We start from the raw sequence: 16492 nt of genomic DNA, 5'->3' as shown, positions 1-16492 counted from the left end.
CCTTACGCAAGGCGCTGATTGGCATTTAAACGACTGGTACCGCCCGACATTGCGGCCTGCGTACCCGCGCCAGCGCCGCCAAACCCACCGCCGCCGGCGAACGAACCAAAGGCATTGCCCAGGCCGCCAAGGATTGAGCCCATGGCAGCGGTATTGCCGTTTTTGACGGTTTGCTTGGCGTTGGTCCTGTCCTGCTGTGCCTGCACGCGGTAGCCGTAAGCCTCACGCGCCGCGTTGTTCTGAATCGTCAGGGCGTCCAGCTCGCCGAGCATGGCGGTGTCGTCCTGGATCAGGGCGGAACTGCCGCTGTTCACGTCGATACCGTTGGCGGCCTGCACACTGCGTTGGGTGCCGACCATTTGCCCGGTGCGCACGCGCTGCCAATCTGCCGAGGTGTCGCCGGCGTTGATGGTCTCTTGGGCGGTTTGCTCTTTGAACATGGCGTTCTGTTTCAACATGCCCGATTCAAAGGCGGCATTCTGCTTCTGCCCCTGGGCCTGCATCATGCTGCCCGCCAGGCCTATGGCGACTGGTATCAATGCCATCCAGCACATGGGTTATTCCTCTCGATCCAAGGTAAAGGGGTAGAACGGCAAGTGCCTTGGCCCATACGGAACGGCCTCGCCGAAGTCGAAGCCAAGCCACTTCAACCAGCGAATGGCGGCGGTATTTCGGGCATCGACGTAATTGAATAGGTGTCGGTGGCGGGTAAGCATCCCCTGGACCTCTGGCTTGCATACCTTCAGGAAGGCTCGGGCGTGATGCTCGACGTGGATGGTGCTGATCAGCCAGGGCACACCGACAGAGCCCAGAAGGCTGTGCACCGCGTCACCAAACACCGCGACTATCTGGCCATCCACTACGATCTTCCGGGCGTTTAGACTGCCGGCGATGCCGTCGACCAGTTCACTTTCCAGAGACACACCCAGTCCTTCGACGATTTCGTCAATATCGGCCTGGCGCACGTCACGCAGAATTACGGCGATATCCTCGGGCTCAATTGGCAAAACATCAGCGGCCGCCAATGGTCACCTCCGGGATCACCGCCAGAACGGACAGCGGGAGCGGGTCAGCCTGGCGGATGAACACCCGGCCATTGTTCTGCCAGGTGTTAGGGATGGTGATTTGTGCCTGGCCGGTGAGCAGCTCAATAGGCGGCTCATACTCGTAGCGGTTGGTCTTGGCTTCGTACAGCTGGTTTTTATTCGTGCCCGCGAGAATGCCCCGCGACTCCTCGACCACCACCGTCAGCGACGTGACAGCAATCTTCTTGTCCTGGACTGTTTCATTGGCGTTTTTAAGCTCGAGGTCGAGGGTTTCCATGTCGGAGAAGTACTGAAGGCCGACATGAGCAATGCCCGCGGCTTCCTGCAATGAAACCGATCCGCCGGTTACAACGCGCTGCGGATGCACGCTGCCGTCAGTCAGGATGGAAACGGTCTTGCCTTCCAAGTGGCCCAGGCCCGACAGGGTTTTGACTTGGCGGGCCCATGTCGAAACGGCCGTGCCACGCAACGATTCCGGGCAGATGACCAGTAGCTTGACGGTAACCACGCTGGTGCTGGTGTAGCCCACCACTTCAACCCGGACAATCTCGGTCACTGGGTCGCCGTTTTCGTCCATGGTCTCGCGCTTGAGCGAGTAGTCGAAGCCAACGCTTCCCAACGTGAACGGCGCGTGCCCCACGGCGGTCATGGTCACAACTTCGGGAAACAACCAGGTGCTGCCGCCGGAAATGGTGAAGGTCTTGGCGCTGTCCGTATTGCGACCGTCATAGGTCAGGCCGCAATCAACAAAGAAAGCATCCTCAATGCTGGTGATCTGGCGGGACGCCATGCGTTCGATATAGCGCTTCTGCACGCCATTTACGGTGCGGCGAACCACCATATAAAGCGCGTCCTCCTGCCCCTCTGGAACGCAGGCGATCGACTCAACGAACCCATCCGTGTCGTGCCAGTGCCAGCCCACCAGTTGCTGTTCCGGCAGATAGGTCAGCCCAAGCAAGATCCCGTCATCACGCACATACCAGACGATAGAGTCAGGAATTTTCTGATAAGCAACGTTGGTCAGTTCCCGACCCCGGAACAGATGGGCACTGAACAAGGTCAGGTCATCGGCGGCGAACCCGTCGGCATTGAGCGAGTAGCCGAACGATGACACGCGGCTGCCCCTGGCCTGCACGTACACCGCGCTGTTTCCCACCACCACGGGCGGCACGATGGCAGAACCGTCGTAGCCTTCCTGGCTCGCCTGCACCGTCTTGGCGGTCAACCCTGTGTCAGCGCCGGAGAATGTCCACTCCCCACCCGACGTAAGCCCCAGAAGCTTTCGAAGGCCCAGCAGATGGCGCATCCGGTTCACTTCCCTACTGGCGATAGTGAACGTGATGGCGTCATCGTCTTTGTTTGGAGTCGAGAACCCGAAGTTTTTAAACAGTCCGGTCTTGCTCATCCAGACGGTTTGGGGGCTCAGGTCACTACCTGCGAACACCAGGCGCTGCTGGTAATAGCCCACGGCACCAGGATAGTTACCGGTGCCCACGAATGGGTCATTGCCGTTTGGCGGCGTATCCGTCTTGACGGCGGTGATGTTGTTGTCGGTGAACGTGAGGGCCGTAGCGCGACCGATGAACCCATAGATTCCCGCGCCGGCATTGTCCTTGTAGACGATGTAATAGGTGGCCCCGGTGACTGCCGGCCAGGTGATGGTGGCAGACGCCACATCGGCATGACTGGTGATTGGGTTCGAAGTGACCGGTAACGACTCGTCCAAGGTGTTGCCATCGTCAAGCACGGCCGTGATCTGGTATCGCCATGTCTGCGCCACACCAGAACCACCGCCGCTAACAGCTGTAGCGGACGCCGGTGCCGCAATGCGCGGGGCCAGGCTGATTTCCGCCGTGGTCCAGTTGTCGTGTGCCAGTCGACTAAGTTCGCGGGGTTTGTAGCTGGGCTGCGCGAAGGTCATAACGTCGGCGGACTGGGTGAAGTTCAACAAGCCAAGGTCGTTCTGGGTGTACGGCAACGCCAGCTCGAAAGGCTGACCAACGCTAGGGCCGGCGCTATACAGCACCTGGCCACCGTCCTTCATTACTCGCATGTTCAAGTCGCCGAACGCCAGCACGTAGGTCTGCACGTCGTTGAACTGGAACGGGATCAGGCGGCAACGCTTGGTCGAGTCTTTGACCTCGCACACGAACTTTGTGCCCGCCCGGTTCCGCACGCCACCGTAGGGCATGACCATGAAGTTGCGGCACAGCTTGAGCCCGGTGTAGTAACGGGCAATGTCGGTGCGGGCGCTGGCCGACGGCGACAGCTCGCCAGCCGCAAAGGTTGGCTGAAGAACGCTGCTCATGCTCTCACCGTGACGAATTCAGATTCAGGCTCGGGGTCTGATTGCGACTCTTGGAAGGCCGAACCCTCGGCCAGGGTCAAGGCCATCTGGTATTGCTGGGCGGCGAACTGCTGCAAGTCAGGCTTGGAGGCAAGCGGCAAAGCCAGATCCATTGCAAGGCGCCAGGCCAGCGCCTCGACAAACTGCGGGTCGAAGAACGTTGAGTCATCAACCTTGAAGGTGAAACGGCACACCGCCTCTGGCTGGTCGGTATGAATAACCCGCCCGCCGGCGTCGTAGCCAATTTGATATGGGATTTCCATGTCGCTGCTCAGTGCGCGACGAAACCCTGGTTGCACGATGTTGCGAATTTTCAGGCAGTCGGCCGGGTACCGATAACGGAACGCCCAGCCAGGTGCAGGGCTACCAAGGGATGCCAGCGCAACGATCGATTCCGCGAATGGCCAGGGAAACTCTTGCAACACCAGCTCACGCAGCGGGGCATAGAACACACGGCATAGTTCGGCCGCCTTGCTCTTTTCCGTGAACGAAACTATCGGTTGCGTGTGTGCAACCCGCGACAGCGCCATGTTGCAAATCTCTACGTCGCTGGACATTCTGGAACCTCAGAAAAAGAAAAGGGCCCCGAAGGGCCCGTAAGGTGTGTTGCTGGTGATCAGGCGTCTGGCAGTCCGTTGCCGTTGGTGTTGCCCTGATCGTTGTTATCAGCGCCCTGCTGGATGGTTGGCCCAACAACTTCGCCGCCAGCATTCAGGCGGGCAGCTTCCGCTTCCGCTTCCGCCTTGCTGCCGATGAACTCGCCAACCCGCTGATCCTTGTCGTCCTTGATCACGAACTTGCCAGCAGCACCGCGGGCAGCAACGTAGCCCAGGCCCAAATCATCAGCGTTCTGCTGGATGGTTGGAGCCTGCGCAGCCTTAGCCGCCCCCACTTCCTTGAGGTTGCTGCCTGGGTTATCAATCTCCAAGACGACAATTTCTTTGGGCTCATAGAGTCGGCCGTTGATAAACGACCGCTCAAGCACTTCATAGCGCTTAGGCATTGGTCTGCACTCCAGCAACGATGCCGGCGGTTACCTTGCCCAGTGTTGGGGCGGTGCCAGTCACGGTGTAATTGAGGCGCAGGAAGCGTTCGGTTTTCTGCGGCAGGGTGATGACGGGGGTCTGATAACCCAGTTTCAGGTCAGCCAGCGGGACCACCACCGAATACAGTGAGCGGGCCGAGGAAAACGCCGAGTTGTCATCGGTCTGTAGCTCGATGGTGAGGCTGGTCAGGGTGTTGAACGCTTCAACAACCTGAATGACCAGAGGAATGTCACCGGCGCGGCCTACATCCTTGTTGTCGCCACGGTCGATAACGTCGGTCGAAGCTGCGGAGGCAGTAATTGCCTGGGCGTTCGACATGAGCAGCTTTGCGTCGAAAAGCATGATGGTCTCTCCTGAATAGGGGAAAGCCACGCAGTCGTTAGACTACGCGGGCTTCGGTGTTGAGGATGGCGTCGATGCGCTTGATTGGGATGCCCAGGAACTCCGGGATCTTCTTGCCGCCGTACTCGCCCAGGGTGAGGTTGACGTTTTTGGAGTTCATCGCCTGTTTGTGCAGCCACGACTGGATAGTGCGGTTGGCATAGATGATGGTCCGGCCTTCGCCCTGCTCCGGGTTGTCGATGCGATACAGAGCATCAATCATCAGGTCAATGATGTTCGCGCCGGTCGCACCATCACGGGTCAACTGGGTGACATCGATGTTCGCGATACGGGCATTTGCGCGCCAGTCACGAACGGACATACCGATATCCCATTTGAAGTGATCGCGGTACGCCTCGAAATCACCACCGTTTTCGGCGCGGGCGGTTTGCTGGCCCAGGAACTTGTGCTGGAAGCCCGCCACGCTGCCTTTCGGATACAGCAGGTGGGTAGACATCTCGCCCCAGGTCACAAACCAGATGGAGGTGTTGGTGGAGCCAGTGCCGCCGGCATCGACGATGTTGGCGCCCGACTCTGCCGACTTATCGTTGTAGCGCGGTGCCAGGCCCAGGAACGCCTGAGGCTCTGCCTGGGTGTTGCCGTAGATCATGTAGCGGGCGGCCTTGTTGTTGAAGCCCTGCAACTTGGCCATGTTTTCGGAGGTGCGGAAAGCGTCGGCATTGCCACTGAGATCAGCCAGCGCCTTATCGACCAGGCCGTAGTCTTCCATCATGCCGGTGGTATCCAGCACTGGAACGGTGGTTGATTTGCTTGGCTGAATGCCCTGGTTGAACATGCGCCAGGTCGGCTCAGGGATGCCCGAGCGCATGGTGGTCTTGTGCTTGGAGCCGTCGTTGCACTCCTGGTACTCGGCGTCTTGAAGAATGTCGTTACGCTTGGCCATCAGCTCAACGATCTTCATGACCTTTTTCGTGCTGTCTTCCCTGCTGAACTTATCGATCAGGGTCGGCATGGTGGAGGTAAGGATGCCCATCTGTGTATCTCCTACGGTTTATGAATGCCTTAGCAGAAGGCGTCAACAATGGTCATTTCTTTGGGTGCATTGGCCTGGCTGCCAGGCAAGACGAACTTGTCCTCCGAGATAGCCGCGCTGATGCGGTGGCAGAACTTGAACAGCGCCGGGTGGTTGCCCAGCCCGGAGGTATTCAGCAACTCGGTCAATGCCGGGTCACCGAAGGACTGAATGACCTTGATAGCGCTGGCTACGCTCTTGTCGTAGTTCTCACCGCCAATTTCAGGGTCGTTCTTGATTTCAGCGGCCCAGTCCTGGGCCTGCTTGGTGACGGCGGCTTGGTATGCCTCGGCCTGCTTGCTCGCCAGTTGCGATTGAAAGTCGATGAGTTGCTGGGCCTTGGCCTGCGGGATGTTCAGTTCCTTGGCCAGGTTCTTGAACTCGCCCAGGATTTCCACATCCATCTCCATGCCTTCTGGGAGGGTGAAGTCCTCATAGGCTTCTGGCGCGCCGGTAGGTTTGTCCTTGCCCTCTTCCTTGTCCTTGGCTGCGTCAGCTTCCTGCTGGGTCTGTTCCGGGGTTTTGGTTTCGGTTGTGGCTGCCTCGGTCGCAGTTGTGGTGGTGGCAGGCGTCAACGTGGTGGTGGCCTGGGTCGTATCGGCGGCAGTAGTAGCCGCAGCTGCATCAGCTTCACCACCGCCGCCACCGCCCGCATCAACCTCGCTCATGTACACGCGGCCAAGCAGCTTCATCATCAAAGGGCTCATTCATCTGTCTCCTGGGGTTGATCGTCAGCTGGCCGCTCGACGTTCTCGGCAGCCATGACGGCGTAAAGCTCGGGGGTCAGGTCGTTCACCTGGGCCAAAAGAAGAAGGCCAACATTGCGTTGGCCTTCGTTGTAATTCGTGACTGCATCCGTGGGACCAATCGAGGACTGAAACAGCCTGCAATCCCCCATGGTTTTCCACAGGAAGCGGCGCCCGCGGTGGTCGCTCATCAGCCACTTGAAGTCGGCTATATCCTGCAATTCCTTTTCGGTCGGCTTCTGGCCTGGCTGGTCGTCCATCACATAGCCCCTGCAAGCGAGGTCAGGGCGTTATCCCCGCCGGTGTCGGTCTGGCTCAACAACTGGGCGCCCTGGATGGCGCTGCCGAGTTCCTGTTGCATCTGCTGGGCTTGCATCTGCTGGGAACGCTGATCGCGGATCTGCGCGACCATGTCGTCAGCCCGCACCAGGGTCGGAGGCACGCCGATCAGTTCAAAGTACTGGCGCATGGCTTCGTCGGAGTCGAGCAGGTCCAGTGCCTCAGTGCTTTGGGTTACGTTGGCCACGGTGCCGGCGAACCCGATAGCGCGCTCAATGCTGGATACGCCGATAGCCTTCTGTGCCTGGGCCAGGATGCTGGTGAACTCAATGCGCAAGTCCATGTTGGCCAGTTCCTTGGGCGGTGGCGGCAGCAATGGCGCACCAGGCAGCATGCCGGTCCAGCGGGGAATGGATTGTTCCAGCATCTGGTTGAAGTACATGTCCACCAGCGGATCAAGCAGGTCGTCGGTCTGGCGCTCCAGCACCGGGCCCAGCATCAGCAACTTTTCTTCCTTGCGGGTAGCAATCTCGTAGGCCGTCCGGACGCTGTCCATCTGGCTGATCATCAGGAACAGGTCAACAAAGAACGCGGTGTCGATGATCTTGCTGTCTGCGACAATCTCGCCGCGAAGTTGGCCAAGCCAATTGGCATCAACCTCATACAGCGGCGCAAACTTGGCGCCAACCTGCATGTCGTTCAGGTAGGTAATGCTCCCTGGCAGGATCGATGCTCGTTGATTCTTGAGGCTGACAGGCGCGCCCATTGGTGGGCGAACGCCCTTCTCCAGCAATTCGGCCTTACGGCGCTCCATCAGCTGGATGGCCTTGGTGGTGCCGATGCACATAGAGCCAGGGCCGGTGCCGTACACATCTTCGCCCAGCACATCCCAGCGCGGCGCCATGACAGGGAAACCCTTAAACCCGGATTCGCGCAACATCGAATCCTTGTCACCGCTCTTCTCCCAGTACACAGAGCGGAACGGCATGTTGGTGTTGTCCTTGCGCCCCTTCTCGCGGGTGTCGTTGGGTTCGATGCCATGGCAAATGTCGATCCGGGCATCTGGCTTGCTGCTCAACAGGTTTCTGGACGCGGTGTCCATCTTGTCCTTGCCGAACTGCTGTTCCATCTGGCGCGCAGTCATGCGGAAGTCGCGGTAAAGCGTGTCCACCTGGTTGCGGCTGTTGTTGGCCAGCATGTAGCTGCCGACGGCAAGTGGATAGGAGCGCAACAAGTCGCTGTCATCCGGCATCACCACCATAGGCGCGGTGCCGAAGATGCCTTCCTCGCTGTAACGGTTGGGCAGAACGCTATACAGGTTCGACCTGGCCATGACTTCGCGCATGGCGGTCTCAGCAGCAAACAGCCAGGCCTTGACCGGTGCGTAATCCATGAGGCCAGGGTCAGGCGTGCCGAACTTCACCCACGGCGACGACGGGTTGGTCATGCCGGTGTGCATGCCTGCGCCCAGGGTGCGTGCCGCAAACGTGGCCTGCGGGTTGATGATCTTCTGGTCGCGGCGCTTGCCGTCGTTGGTGTCGGTATTGTTCCAGCGGCCAGAGCGCGGACTGATGAAGTCGCCCAGTTCCTTCCACTCAGGCAGCCAGTTGCTGTCGCGCTCGCTCTTGAGAGCGGTGTAGCGCTTCTCGCAGCGTTCGCGCAGGGAGTCGGCCAAGTTACACCCCCAACAGCGTTTTCTGGCTGGTGTTGGCATTGCCAAGCACGCCAGACGAGCCGGTCAAGATGGTGCCGTTTTGGCCGGACTGGGCCAGGCGGCGCTTGCGTTCGGCCTCAACAGCGGCCTGTACTGAGTCGCTGGAGGTGGTCGGGGCGGCTGGGTTGGCCGAAGCGCCAGAGCCAGACGCCGCTTCAGCTGCGGCCTTCTCGCGCTCGGCCTTGTTGAACATGCCGGTGTTCTCGCCAAACATGTTCGGCAGGCCCATGCCCTCAAGTAGTACGTCGCCGCCACGCAAGGGGTCGAGCTTGACCACCTTGTTGACCAGGTTCTTGATGCTCTTTCCGCACATGTCAGTTTCTCGCGTAAGGATCGTATTCGGATTCAAGGCCGTTGTTGCTGTCTCCGGCCCCGCTGTAGTTGCTGTATTGGCTTTTCATCACCGGCATGGTGAAGGTGAGGGCCAAGGCGTCACCGTCGTCTGGGGATATGCCCAGGCGCTTCTTGATGGCGTCCTTCTTTTCCAGCGCGATCTGGTCGCTGCCATTGTGGGAGTACTCGGGCGAAGTCAATTCAGCCTCAAGCTCGGCGTTCTTCTCGATGGCCAGGCCCGCGCGGATGGCTTCGCGCATCTGCCACCACATGTAGGTGCGCATGTTGGCGTAGTGCCGGTCTGGCGCTGCGCTGGCGAAGTTCACGTCGATAATCACCACGCCAGGCATGAGCCGACGCAACTGGTCGGCAACTGGCCCGCCAACGCCTGTCGAGTCCACGAACACCGCGTCAGGGCGTTTTTCCTGCACCACGGTGCAAACCTTGGCGATGAACAGCGTGGTGTCGCGGGTTTCACTGCCCGGGATTCGGATTGCCGGTATCGATCGAGCATCAAGGCCGCGCCGGAACCGGATGACGTTGTTGTCGATACCGCCCCGCGCAATGTCGATGCCGCAAACCAGGGCATCGTCCATGCCATACACGGCCTCGCGCTTCATGGCTTCCGCCACCCAATCAGTTGGGATCAGTTGCAATTCAGAAGCCCTCGGGAACATGCCGCGCACACGGATACGGAAGAAGTCGCTGTCCTCGCCGTAGTCCGCCTGCCACTTGGCGATTTGCGTTTTGTTGGTGCCTTCGACCGTCCGGCTATCAACCTGGCGGTGCGCCCAGCGGTGCTTGTACCGGGTGAAACACGCCCGGAACCGGCCGGTGGTCTTGGTTGGGTTACCGAAGGCAGCCCAAATGATTTCGGTGTTCTCGTCGGTCAGCGCACCCTCGGCCACTTCCCACACCAGGTCGGCGATGGCTGACGCCTCGTCGAACACCAGCAGCAGGCGTTTGCCTTCGTTGTGCAGGCCGGCGAATGCCTCGGTGTTGCTTTCCGACCAGGGCACCGCATCCACGCGCCAGTTCTTTTCGTGTTCCGGATCGGTGCTGATCAGCGCCGTGGCCGTGATACGGAACCAATGAGACGTGATGGAAAGCCGGTTCCACTTCGCCACCTCGGGCCAGGTCTTGGTCCTGAGCTGGGTTTCGGTGTTCGCAGTGACAACGCCGCGGGCATCGACGCAGGTGTCGACACACCACTTAATGAGCCAGGACACCAAGGCAGACTTGCCGATGCCATGGCCGCTGGCTGTGGCCTCATGGATGACCTCGCCCAGATCCTTGGCGCCGGCGCGCAGCTTTTTGCCGATGGAGTCGAGAACATCAATCTGCCACGGCCGAGGCCCGGACTTGTTCGCCAGTTCGGTACCAGGCTCGCCCCAGGGGAAGGCGTACCAGACGTATCCAAGCGGGTCTTGAGCAAATGACAGGATGTCCTCGACCAACTGCTGCTCAAGGTCAACCGTTGCTGGCTCGCTCACGTGCTTTAGCCATCCGCTCAGAAAGGGTGTGGGTTACGTTTACTTCCACCTGTTCACGGAAGGCGCTGACTGCTACGTGCTTGCCGAGCAGTTCCAGATTCTTGACCTTGTCTGGCCACTTGATCTTTTTCATCAGGCCGACCAGGTCGCGGTCCTTGCCGACGCCTTCGAACATCTCGGCGATATCGAACGCCGACAGCGATTGGCGCCAGACCTTGGGCCACTTGGAGAGCGGCTTGATCGACATGTCGTCGTCGAGGATGTCCAGCAGGTCCATCTGGTCAATCTCGGTCAGCCGGTGCAGCACGTAGTCGGCGTCAACCTTGGTGCGCTGGTTGCGGGCTTCCATGGCTGCCTTGATCGCTGCCGCAACGTGTGGCCGCTGCATCAGGGAGTAGGACGCAGCATTGACGCCCTTGCGTGCATACCCTGCCCTAATTGCCGCTTGGCTGGCGTTCAGGTCAACCAGGAACTCAAGGACAAAGGCCTGTTGCTTCGGGGTAAGGACGGCCATAGGTCACTGCCCCTTTTGATTGGTACCGCCCAGGCAGACGGTGTTGATGTAGTCCTGTGCCGCGCGCAGGGCTATCAGTCCTTCGTCACCGTCGTTGGCGATGGCGACAATTCTTGCTCCAGCCGCTGGGTCAAGTTCGGCTCGCGCTTCTGCATGATCCAGGCTGGCGGTGGTGCCGGCGGTTCGCACAGCGGGACAGGTGGCCTTGACTGACAGCCGGCGAGCGCCAGTAGCGACAGCAGTACGAAGCTGGTTGTTAGTGGTCTGCGCATCAGTCAGGGCCTTTGTGTGTTCGGTGTCGAGCTGGGCCAGCAGACGCTGTGTGTTGCGCCGTGACGCTGCAGCACGCTCAAGGGTGTCAATGCGATCCTTCGCAACGGCCATGTCCTTGGCCTGTCCCTGGATGTGGCTCCATCCGCCATAGATCAGCACCAGGCATGCAGCGAGTGCGGCAATGAGGTAGCGGATCATGGCGGGATTCCTTACTTGGCTTCGTGCAATTGCTGCTTGAGCGCGTAACCCATCAGCGGCCAGACCTTTTGCTCGGCGTTCTCGCGGGCGATCTTGCGACCAATCTCCGCGTCGAAGTTCTCAGGGCTGGCACAGGCCGACTCACCGGTAACCGTGAAGCCGTTGCGCAACTGGATCACGCAGATGGTCAGCAGTTGAGTGCCGCCCAGATACCAGCCTTCTTGCCCATGCTCATGCACGGCCGCCTGGTGCTGGATGGCATCGCTGGCGATGAAGTAATGCGCGCTGGCAATGTTGGCTTGCAGTTCAGTCGGAGTGATGCGCGGCGCAGTCAGACCCTTGGCCTGGATTTCCTGTTCGATCGCTGTGTCGTTCACGTTGGTTGCCTCTTGGGTTGGGTGATTCATCGTGCGTACCACGTCAGCTGGTAGCACCTCGCGTCATCGGGGATCTGGGCCATAGACCAACGCAAACAATCCATGTGCTTGCGCTCGGGCTTGGTACGGCTCACCCGGAGCGTCTGAACCAGGTAGGCAGAACCGGCAGCGGTGGTGATGTAGTCGCCGACCTGAATACCCTCGGCACCGTCCACGTACAGCTTGCACGGTGTGTAGGGTTGTTTACGGCCTGCCATGGGATTACTGCGCGTCCATGCACTTGGCGTGGCGCTCAAGCTGGCGAGCCCATACGCCAGCGCAGCGCTTGTTGCCCGGTGTCGAGCAGTCGAAGCCCGCGGCATAGCGGTATTTGAGAAGGTCATTGCATGCCTGGGCGTAGTTGCCGGCCAGCAGGCTCTTTCGGGGCGAGCCCTTGCGCCAGGTGCCAATGCCGTACTGGCCGATGAAGTCCATGTACAGATCGAATTCGTCCTGGTGCAGCTTCACGCCCGGGATGGACGCGGCGAACTGCTGTTCAGCCTGGCCGTTGAGGTTGCGGGTCAGGACTTCGGCGCGGGCCGGGGTGATGGTGTCGCCCATGCGGACTGGCGAGCCGTCTTCGTAGCGGGTTGAGCCGTGGCCAATGGTTGGCACGTCGCCCTTGGTGGGGATGACGGCGACAGGCGTGTAGCCCTCGCTCGCCTGCCAGGTGGCGAAGCCGGCGGCGCTCAGGCTTAGCAGGCTGACCGCGATGCGCTGGCGAATGACCTGGCTCATGGCCGGCACTGATCCCGCAGGGCCTGGATGCGCGCCTGGCTCTCGGCGTGTTCGCGGCGATCACGGCGAATCTGGAAGTAGGTGCTGACCAACAGGCCGACGACCGCAACAACCACACCAGCGATACCTATCCAGTTGACCTGGGACAGCCAGCCAACAGCGCCAGTAACGGCACCGACCGCCATGCCTTTGTTGGCAATTGACGCTCCCACCACCTCTACGATCCCTTCCGGTGTCGGGTTGGCCATGTTGTTCGAACTCCTGCCTGGGGCTGCCATGAGGGCCTCCAGAAACGAAAAAGCCCCGGCAAATGCCAGGGCTCAGGGATGATTTCCAGCCAACAAAAAACCCGCACTTGGCGGGTTTCTGGGGTCTGGACGTAACTTTGCAACGTGGGAAAAAGGTACAGGAACACTCATCATTTGGTCAAGCGACCCGTTTTGACACGTCTCCCACGCGCTGGCGCTGATTCCAGTACTCGCCCAGGCGGTCGAGGTAGATCAGGTGCCGGCCGGGATTCTCCACCACGTCGCTGCCCCACTCTGCCCGGTACGCCTCGCAGTAGACCCGCATGCGCTTGAACCAACGGCGCAACGCCTGATCATCCATCGCCACCAGGCGCTCCCGCAGCACAACAATCGACTGTTCGCGGCGCCCCATGTACGCAATGGATCGGTCCTGTGCAACATGCTCCCGGTCGTGCACTGCCCAGCGCGACATGCCATCACCTACACGCTCCGCCATTTTCACGATGACCGCCGCCACGGGCTTCAATGCCTTCGCGTCGAGCTGGTCCACGGTGCTGGCGATGGCCGCCCAGATCGCTGCCCAGTCCCGCGCCCAGTTGGCCACGCTGACCTTGGTCCCGTACCAATCGAGCACAAACTCGACAACACGACCCGGGCCCCAGGCTTCACGCCCGTTGACGGCAGTCTGGTGGCTCTTGATCGCAGCCAGGGCCATCCAGTACGCCACTTCCTTGCGCTTGGCGGTGCACTCGCCCAGGTCCACGGTCAACCACACCAGGGCGTGCGCAACGTTGATATCCTGGCCATTGGCAATTGGCGAGTACAGCGCGTGCCCGAAGTGCTGCAGCGGCTTTGGCAGCGTCCCAATGGCAGATTGAACAAGGCCGGCAGCGAGCATGTGCGCGCACCGGCCGTTGCTGTCACGCATCGAGGGGATGGTTTCACCGATCACCCTGCCCCGCTTGCCCAGCTTGATACGCTCTTGGGCTGCTGCCAGCACGGAGTCGCGGCTTTCGTGAAGCGCCTCCCGCCATGCTTGCCGTGCGCTGATCAGTCTCATAAATCCCCCTCATTGCGTATTTTCGCGTATTGCTGGTCAATCACAGGCACAGCGGCACAATTCGTACGTGTACGCCCGGGATAGCTCCCCAGCGCCGTCTAAACGATCCGTCCGTAACCTGCACGTCATCCTTGAACACAACGCCGTTGAGAGCGTCACAGACGGCCTTGAGGACGTTGTCGGCATCTGGCTTTTTGGTGCATGGGATTTCGCCTGCCAGTGCCTGGGCCTTCCACTTTTTCGACTTGGATTGAGGGATCGACTGGACAATGCGCAGCTCGATCATCACAGGCCCTTCGATCAAGGCTCGGCCCTGCATCAGATCCTTCGCAGCAAGCGCGATACTGGCCTCGTAAGCGACTGTCTCGGGTGGCGTGTAGAGCATCGGAATCGGCTTTTTGCCCGGACCGGCAGGAAGCACACGAACCCGGGGCCTGCCCTTCCCTTGCGGCTCACCTGGCACAATGAACGAAACGGGCTGGAGGTCGGTCACGACTGCTCTCCCTTGCTCATTGCGTCGATAGCCTTGTCCACATCCTGAGCGCGAAAGCGCACTCCCTTGAACCACAGCGGCACGCTCAGGTAGAACTGATGCACGGCTTCGCTCTTGTCCCTGAGCCATTGGTAGCGGTCAGCATCCTTGCGCAGCCCGTCCGCCTCTTGCGTCCAGTCGAGCCAAGCGTCGAGGTCGTAGTCGCCCTTCATGCCGGCGCGCAGTCGCTTGTTCTCGGCGATCAGCTCAAGAACCACATCGGGAGCCAGGCTGACGTCATAAAAACCAACCGCTGCTTGGGCGATCAGTTCCAGTTCGCTGTAATCACGCATGTTCGTCTCTCCGAATGCCGAGTTTTGCCAGCAGCAGTGCGCGGCACGATTTGGGGTCTTTGGGAATTTCGAGGGTGGCGACCAGCTCGTCAGCGACCTTGCGGGAGTGTTCCAACTGGATCTGCTCACGCGGCCGCATGCTGTCGTGGCCCAGGCCTTTGGCGATTCGCCCTTCCAGGTTCTGGCCGGTCTGTGCGCGGCGCATGACGATGGCGTAGTTGCGTTCGAAGCGCTGGCGCAGGGCCTTGTCCTTGCTTGATCCGGAATGCAGGTCGTAGGTGCTGGTCGCTTCGGCTGCAATGCGAACTGCAGGATGGCTGTAGGTGCCTGCGCGGGCTTCGTCCCAGGCTTGGGCCTCGCTTGGCAACCCCTTGACCTGCAGGCACATCGAGCGAAACACGTTCGCAGGCGGTGGCCAGTCGAATTCGTCGCCCTTCTCTACCAGCGTGTTCAAGCCGTTGGCGATCTGCTGACCGGTCAAACCTTTGAGAACGGTTGCCCATGAATGACCAGGATCAGCTGATACGCCGAAATTCGACGTCCAGCGGTGGCCGTACATCTCGCTCATCTTGATCCACAGGCTGTCCATCAGCCCTTGCGAGAGCTTCTCGGGCATCTCGTTCGGCAATGGCTGCTCGGACCCGGTCTGGAGCTGAGAGTGGGCCCGGTCGAGGACTCCGTTGATTTGGTTTGGCACCCTGGCCTTGATGGCCTTGGGCAGCGTTTTCGGGTCGAGTGTGTCCATTGGCGGTGCTCCCGCTGGATTTGGCGTATTGGATTTGGGCGTTCAGGTGGGCAACCAGTTGATATTCCCACTGGGCTTGGGATTGCTCTTTCTCCGGCCTGACGTGCCAGTACGAGCAAAACGCGTCCAGCACTTCCTCGGTGGCTGCACTGGCGGAGATCTTGTTTTTGAAGCAGATGGCTTTGAAGGTTTTAGGGTCAGGCACCCAGCCGTCGAGCGGCATCGGGAAATAGCTCCCGCGCTCTAAGTAATTAATAGGATTAACGGATATCGGAGGTAGGTTGTTGATCAGGGGGTCGGCTGATTCTGATCCGGTTGCTGATCCTTCGTCGGCACCTTCGAAACCATCGTTTTCATTGGGCTCTACTGGATTTGCTGGTGGTTGCTGATCTGGTTGCTGATCTGGTTGTTCATCGGTTGCTGATGATTTAGACGCACCATCCCAGTCCGCATTTGGCAGCTGATAAACAAGGGGTCCAATGGGGGTTATTGCACCAAGGCTGATCAGGCGATCAACCAGCGATCTGACCTTCTGCCTGGTAGGGGATCCAGACTCATGACGGCCGCGCGTGGGAGCAATATACAGCTCTTCGCGGAACATTTGTTCGCTCAGTCGTCGTTTCTGTCCAGACACGCCTGTCCTGTAGTCCATAAACCGGCGTATGGCGCAGTACAACTTGAAGACGTCGGCAGGCTCATCAGCCAGCGCGCCCCACTCTGCGTCATTGATCTGGAAGGAAGGCACGGTCAGTCCTCCTGCAGCTGGTCAACGTTCTGGATCAGCTCCATGTATCGCTTGGCCTGGTGCAGAAGGGTCTCAATGTCGCGCTTGTCGAAGCACTGCATTGCCTTAGGCACAACTTTCAGGTCGAGCACCGCCAGGATTTGGCAGAACTGCTCAAACTTCTCCGGTTTCATCCGGCTGATCGTTGCTTCATCGACGCCTACTGCAAGCGCCACGGGTGCATTGCCGACGGATGCAAGCGCCTGCATGAGAACCACGTAGTTCCTGCGGGCCCTTGCGGTCTGCTCTTGGTTCAATGGGCTCGTCGACATG

The 16492-nt window shown here is 60.0% G+C and carries 23 protein-coding genes and 1 pseudogene; all 24 read right to left on the bottom strand.

Going from position 1 to position 16492, the window contains the following annotated elements; translation table 11 throughout:
- Positions 1-2: 2 nt before the first annotated feature.
- Positions 3-545, bottom strand: coding sequence for a hypothetical protein (locus tag JFT44_RS12480; RefSeq protein WP_198830761.1), 543 nt, complete (start codon positions 543-545; stop codon positions 3-5).
- 12 nt (positions 546-557) lie between these two features.
- Positions 558-1025, bottom strand: a complete 468-nt coding sequence (locus JFT44_RS12475) for a hypothetical protein (RefSeq protein ID WP_198830760.1) — start codon at positions 1023-1025, stop codon at positions 558-560.
- Positions 1012-3354, bottom strand: a complete 2343-nt coding sequence (locus tag JFT44_RS12470) for a hypothetical protein (protein WP_198830759.1) — start codon at positions 3352-3354, stop codon at positions 1012-1014. Before JFT44_RS12470 ends, JFT44_RS12475 begins: the two co-directional genes overlap by 14 nt.
- On the bottom strand, positions 3351-3950 hold the full coding sequence (locus JFT44_RS12465; protein ID WP_198830758.1) for a hypothetical protein: 600 nt from the start codon (positions 3948-3950) through the stop codon (positions 3351-3353). Before JFT44_RS12465 ends, JFT44_RS12470 begins: the two co-directional genes overlap by 4 nt.
- A 59-nt stretch (positions 3951-4009) precedes the next feature.
- On the bottom strand, positions 4010-4396 hold the full coding sequence (locus tag JFT44_RS12460) for a hypothetical protein (protein ID WP_198830757.1): 387 nt from the start codon (positions 4394-4396) through the stop codon (positions 4010-4012).
- Positions 4389-4781, bottom strand: a complete 393-nt coding sequence (locus JFT44_RS12455; protein ID WP_057700677.1) for a Bbp16 family capsid cement protein — start codon at positions 4779-4781, stop codon at positions 4389-4391. Before JFT44_RS12455 ends, JFT44_RS12460 begins: the two co-directional genes overlap by 8 nt.
- A gap of 37 nt (positions 4782-4818) precedes the next feature.
- Positions 4819-5814 (bottom strand): major capsid protein, encoded by a 996-nt coding sequence (locus JFT44_RS12450; RefSeq protein WP_120732075.1) that lies wholly within the window; start codon positions 5812-5814, stop codon positions 4819-4821.
- Between the two features lie 29 nt (positions 5815-5843).
- Entirely contained in the window at positions 5844-6560 is a 717-nt protein-coding gene (locus JFT44_RS12445) for a hypothetical protein (RefSeq protein ID WP_198830756.1), read from the bottom strand.
- Positions 6557-6859, bottom strand: coding sequence for a hypothetical protein (locus tag JFT44_RS12440; RefSeq protein ID WP_198830755.1), 303 nt, complete (start codon positions 6857-6859; stop codon positions 6557-6559). The genes JFT44_RS12445 and JFT44_RS12440 overlap by 4 nt, the downstream gene beginning before the upstream one ends.
- On the bottom strand, positions 6859-8553 hold the full coding sequence (locus JFT44_RS12435) for a portal protein (protein ID WP_198830754.1): 1695 nt from the start codon (positions 8551-8553) through the stop codon (positions 6859-6861). The genes JFT44_RS12440 and JFT44_RS12435 overlap by 1 nt, the downstream gene beginning before the upstream one ends.
- A gap of 1 nt (position 8554) precedes the next feature.
- Positions 8555-8905 carry a hypothetical protein gene (locus JFT44_RS12430; RefSeq protein WP_198830753.1) on the bottom strand — a complete coding sequence of 117 codons (351 nt, stop codon included), beginning with the start codon at positions 8903-8905 and terminating at the stop codon, positions 8555-8557.
- A 1-nt stretch (position 8906) separates the two neighbouring features.
- A complete protein-coding gene (locus JFT44_RS12425) occupies positions 8907-10418 on the bottom strand; it encodes a terminase (protein WP_198830752.1) in 1512 nt (503 codons plus the stop codon).
- Positions 10396-10932, bottom strand: coding sequence for a terminase small subunit (locus tag JFT44_RS12420; RefSeq protein ID WP_198830751.1), 537 nt, complete (start codon positions 10930-10932; stop codon positions 10396-10398). Before JFT44_RS12420 ends, JFT44_RS12425 begins: the two co-directional genes overlap by 23 nt.
- A 3-nt stretch (positions 10933-10935) precedes the next feature.
- Complete coding sequence (locus JFT44_RS12415; RefSeq protein ID WP_198830750.1) at positions 10936-11403, bottom strand: lysis system i-spanin subunit Rz; 468 nt, start codon at positions 11401-11403, stop codon at positions 10936-10938.
- 11 nt (positions 11404-11414) lie between these two features.
- Positions 11415-11780 (bottom strand): Gp49 family protein, encoded by a 366-nt coding sequence (locus tag JFT44_RS12410; protein ID WP_198830749.1) that lies wholly within the window; start codon positions 11778-11780, stop codon positions 11415-11417.
- A gap of 26 nt (positions 11781-11806) precedes the next feature.
- Positions 11807-12037, bottom strand: coding sequence for a hypothetical protein (locus JFT44_RS12405; protein WP_198830748.1), 231 nt, complete (start codon positions 12035-12037; stop codon positions 11807-11809).
- Between the two features lie 4 nt (positions 12038-12041).
- Positions 12042-12557, bottom strand: a complete 516-nt coding sequence (locus JFT44_RS12400; protein WP_198830747.1) for a glycoside hydrolase family protein — start codon at positions 12555-12557, stop codon at positions 12042-12044.
- The gene (locus JFT44_RS12395) at positions 12554-12835 is read right to left on the bottom strand and encodes a holin (protein WP_233098347.1); all 282 of its coding nucleotides are present in this window, start codon (positions 12833-12835) and stop codon (positions 12554-12556) included. Before JFT44_RS12395 ends, JFT44_RS12400 begins: the two co-directional genes overlap by 4 nt.
- Positions 12836-12983: 148 nt before the next feature.
- Complete coding sequence (locus tag JFT44_RS12390; RefSeq protein ID WP_198830746.1) at positions 12984-13865, bottom strand: hypothetical protein; 882 nt, start codon at positions 13863-13865, stop codon at positions 12984-12986.
- A 40-nt stretch (positions 13866-13905) separates the two neighbouring features.
- Complete coding sequence (locus JFT44_RS12385; RefSeq protein WP_198830745.1) at positions 13906-14358, bottom strand: RusA family crossover junction endodeoxyribonuclease; 453 nt, start codon at positions 14356-14358, stop codon at positions 13906-13908.
- Entirely contained in the window at positions 14355-14690 is a 336-nt protein-coding gene (locus JFT44_RS12380; protein ID WP_198830744.1) for a hypothetical protein, read from the bottom strand. The genes JFT44_RS12385 and JFT44_RS12380 overlap by 4 nt, the downstream gene beginning before the upstream one ends.
- On the bottom strand, positions 14683-15435 hold the full coding sequence (locus tag JFT44_RS12375) for a hypothetical protein (RefSeq protein WP_198830743.1): 753 nt from the start codon (positions 15433-15435) through the stop codon (positions 14683-14685). Before JFT44_RS12375 ends, JFT44_RS12380 begins: the two co-directional genes overlap by 8 nt.
- A gap of 73 nt (positions 15436-15508) precedes the next feature.
- Positions 15509-15658, bottom strand: a pseudogene (locus JFT44_RS29145) (DnaT-like ssDNA-binding domain-containing protein); the annotation flags it as partial.
- A gap of 524 nt (positions 15659-16182) precedes the next feature.
- Complete coding sequence (locus tag JFT44_RS12370; protein ID WP_198830742.1) at positions 16183-16491, bottom strand: CII family transcriptional regulator; 309 nt, start codon at positions 16489-16491, stop codon at positions 16183-16185.
- Position 16492: the final 1 nt, after the last annotated feature.

Origin of the sequence: Pseudomonas sp. MF5691 (genome assembly GCF_016405645.1) — a bacterium.
Classification (GTDB): Bacteria; Pseudomonadota; Gammaproteobacteria; order Pseudomonadales; family Pseudomonadaceae; genus Aquipseudomonas; species Aquipseudomonas shahriarae.
The sequence above is the reverse complement of the archived record's forward strand: the minus strand, read 5'-3'. Positions and strand labels throughout refer to the sequence as shown.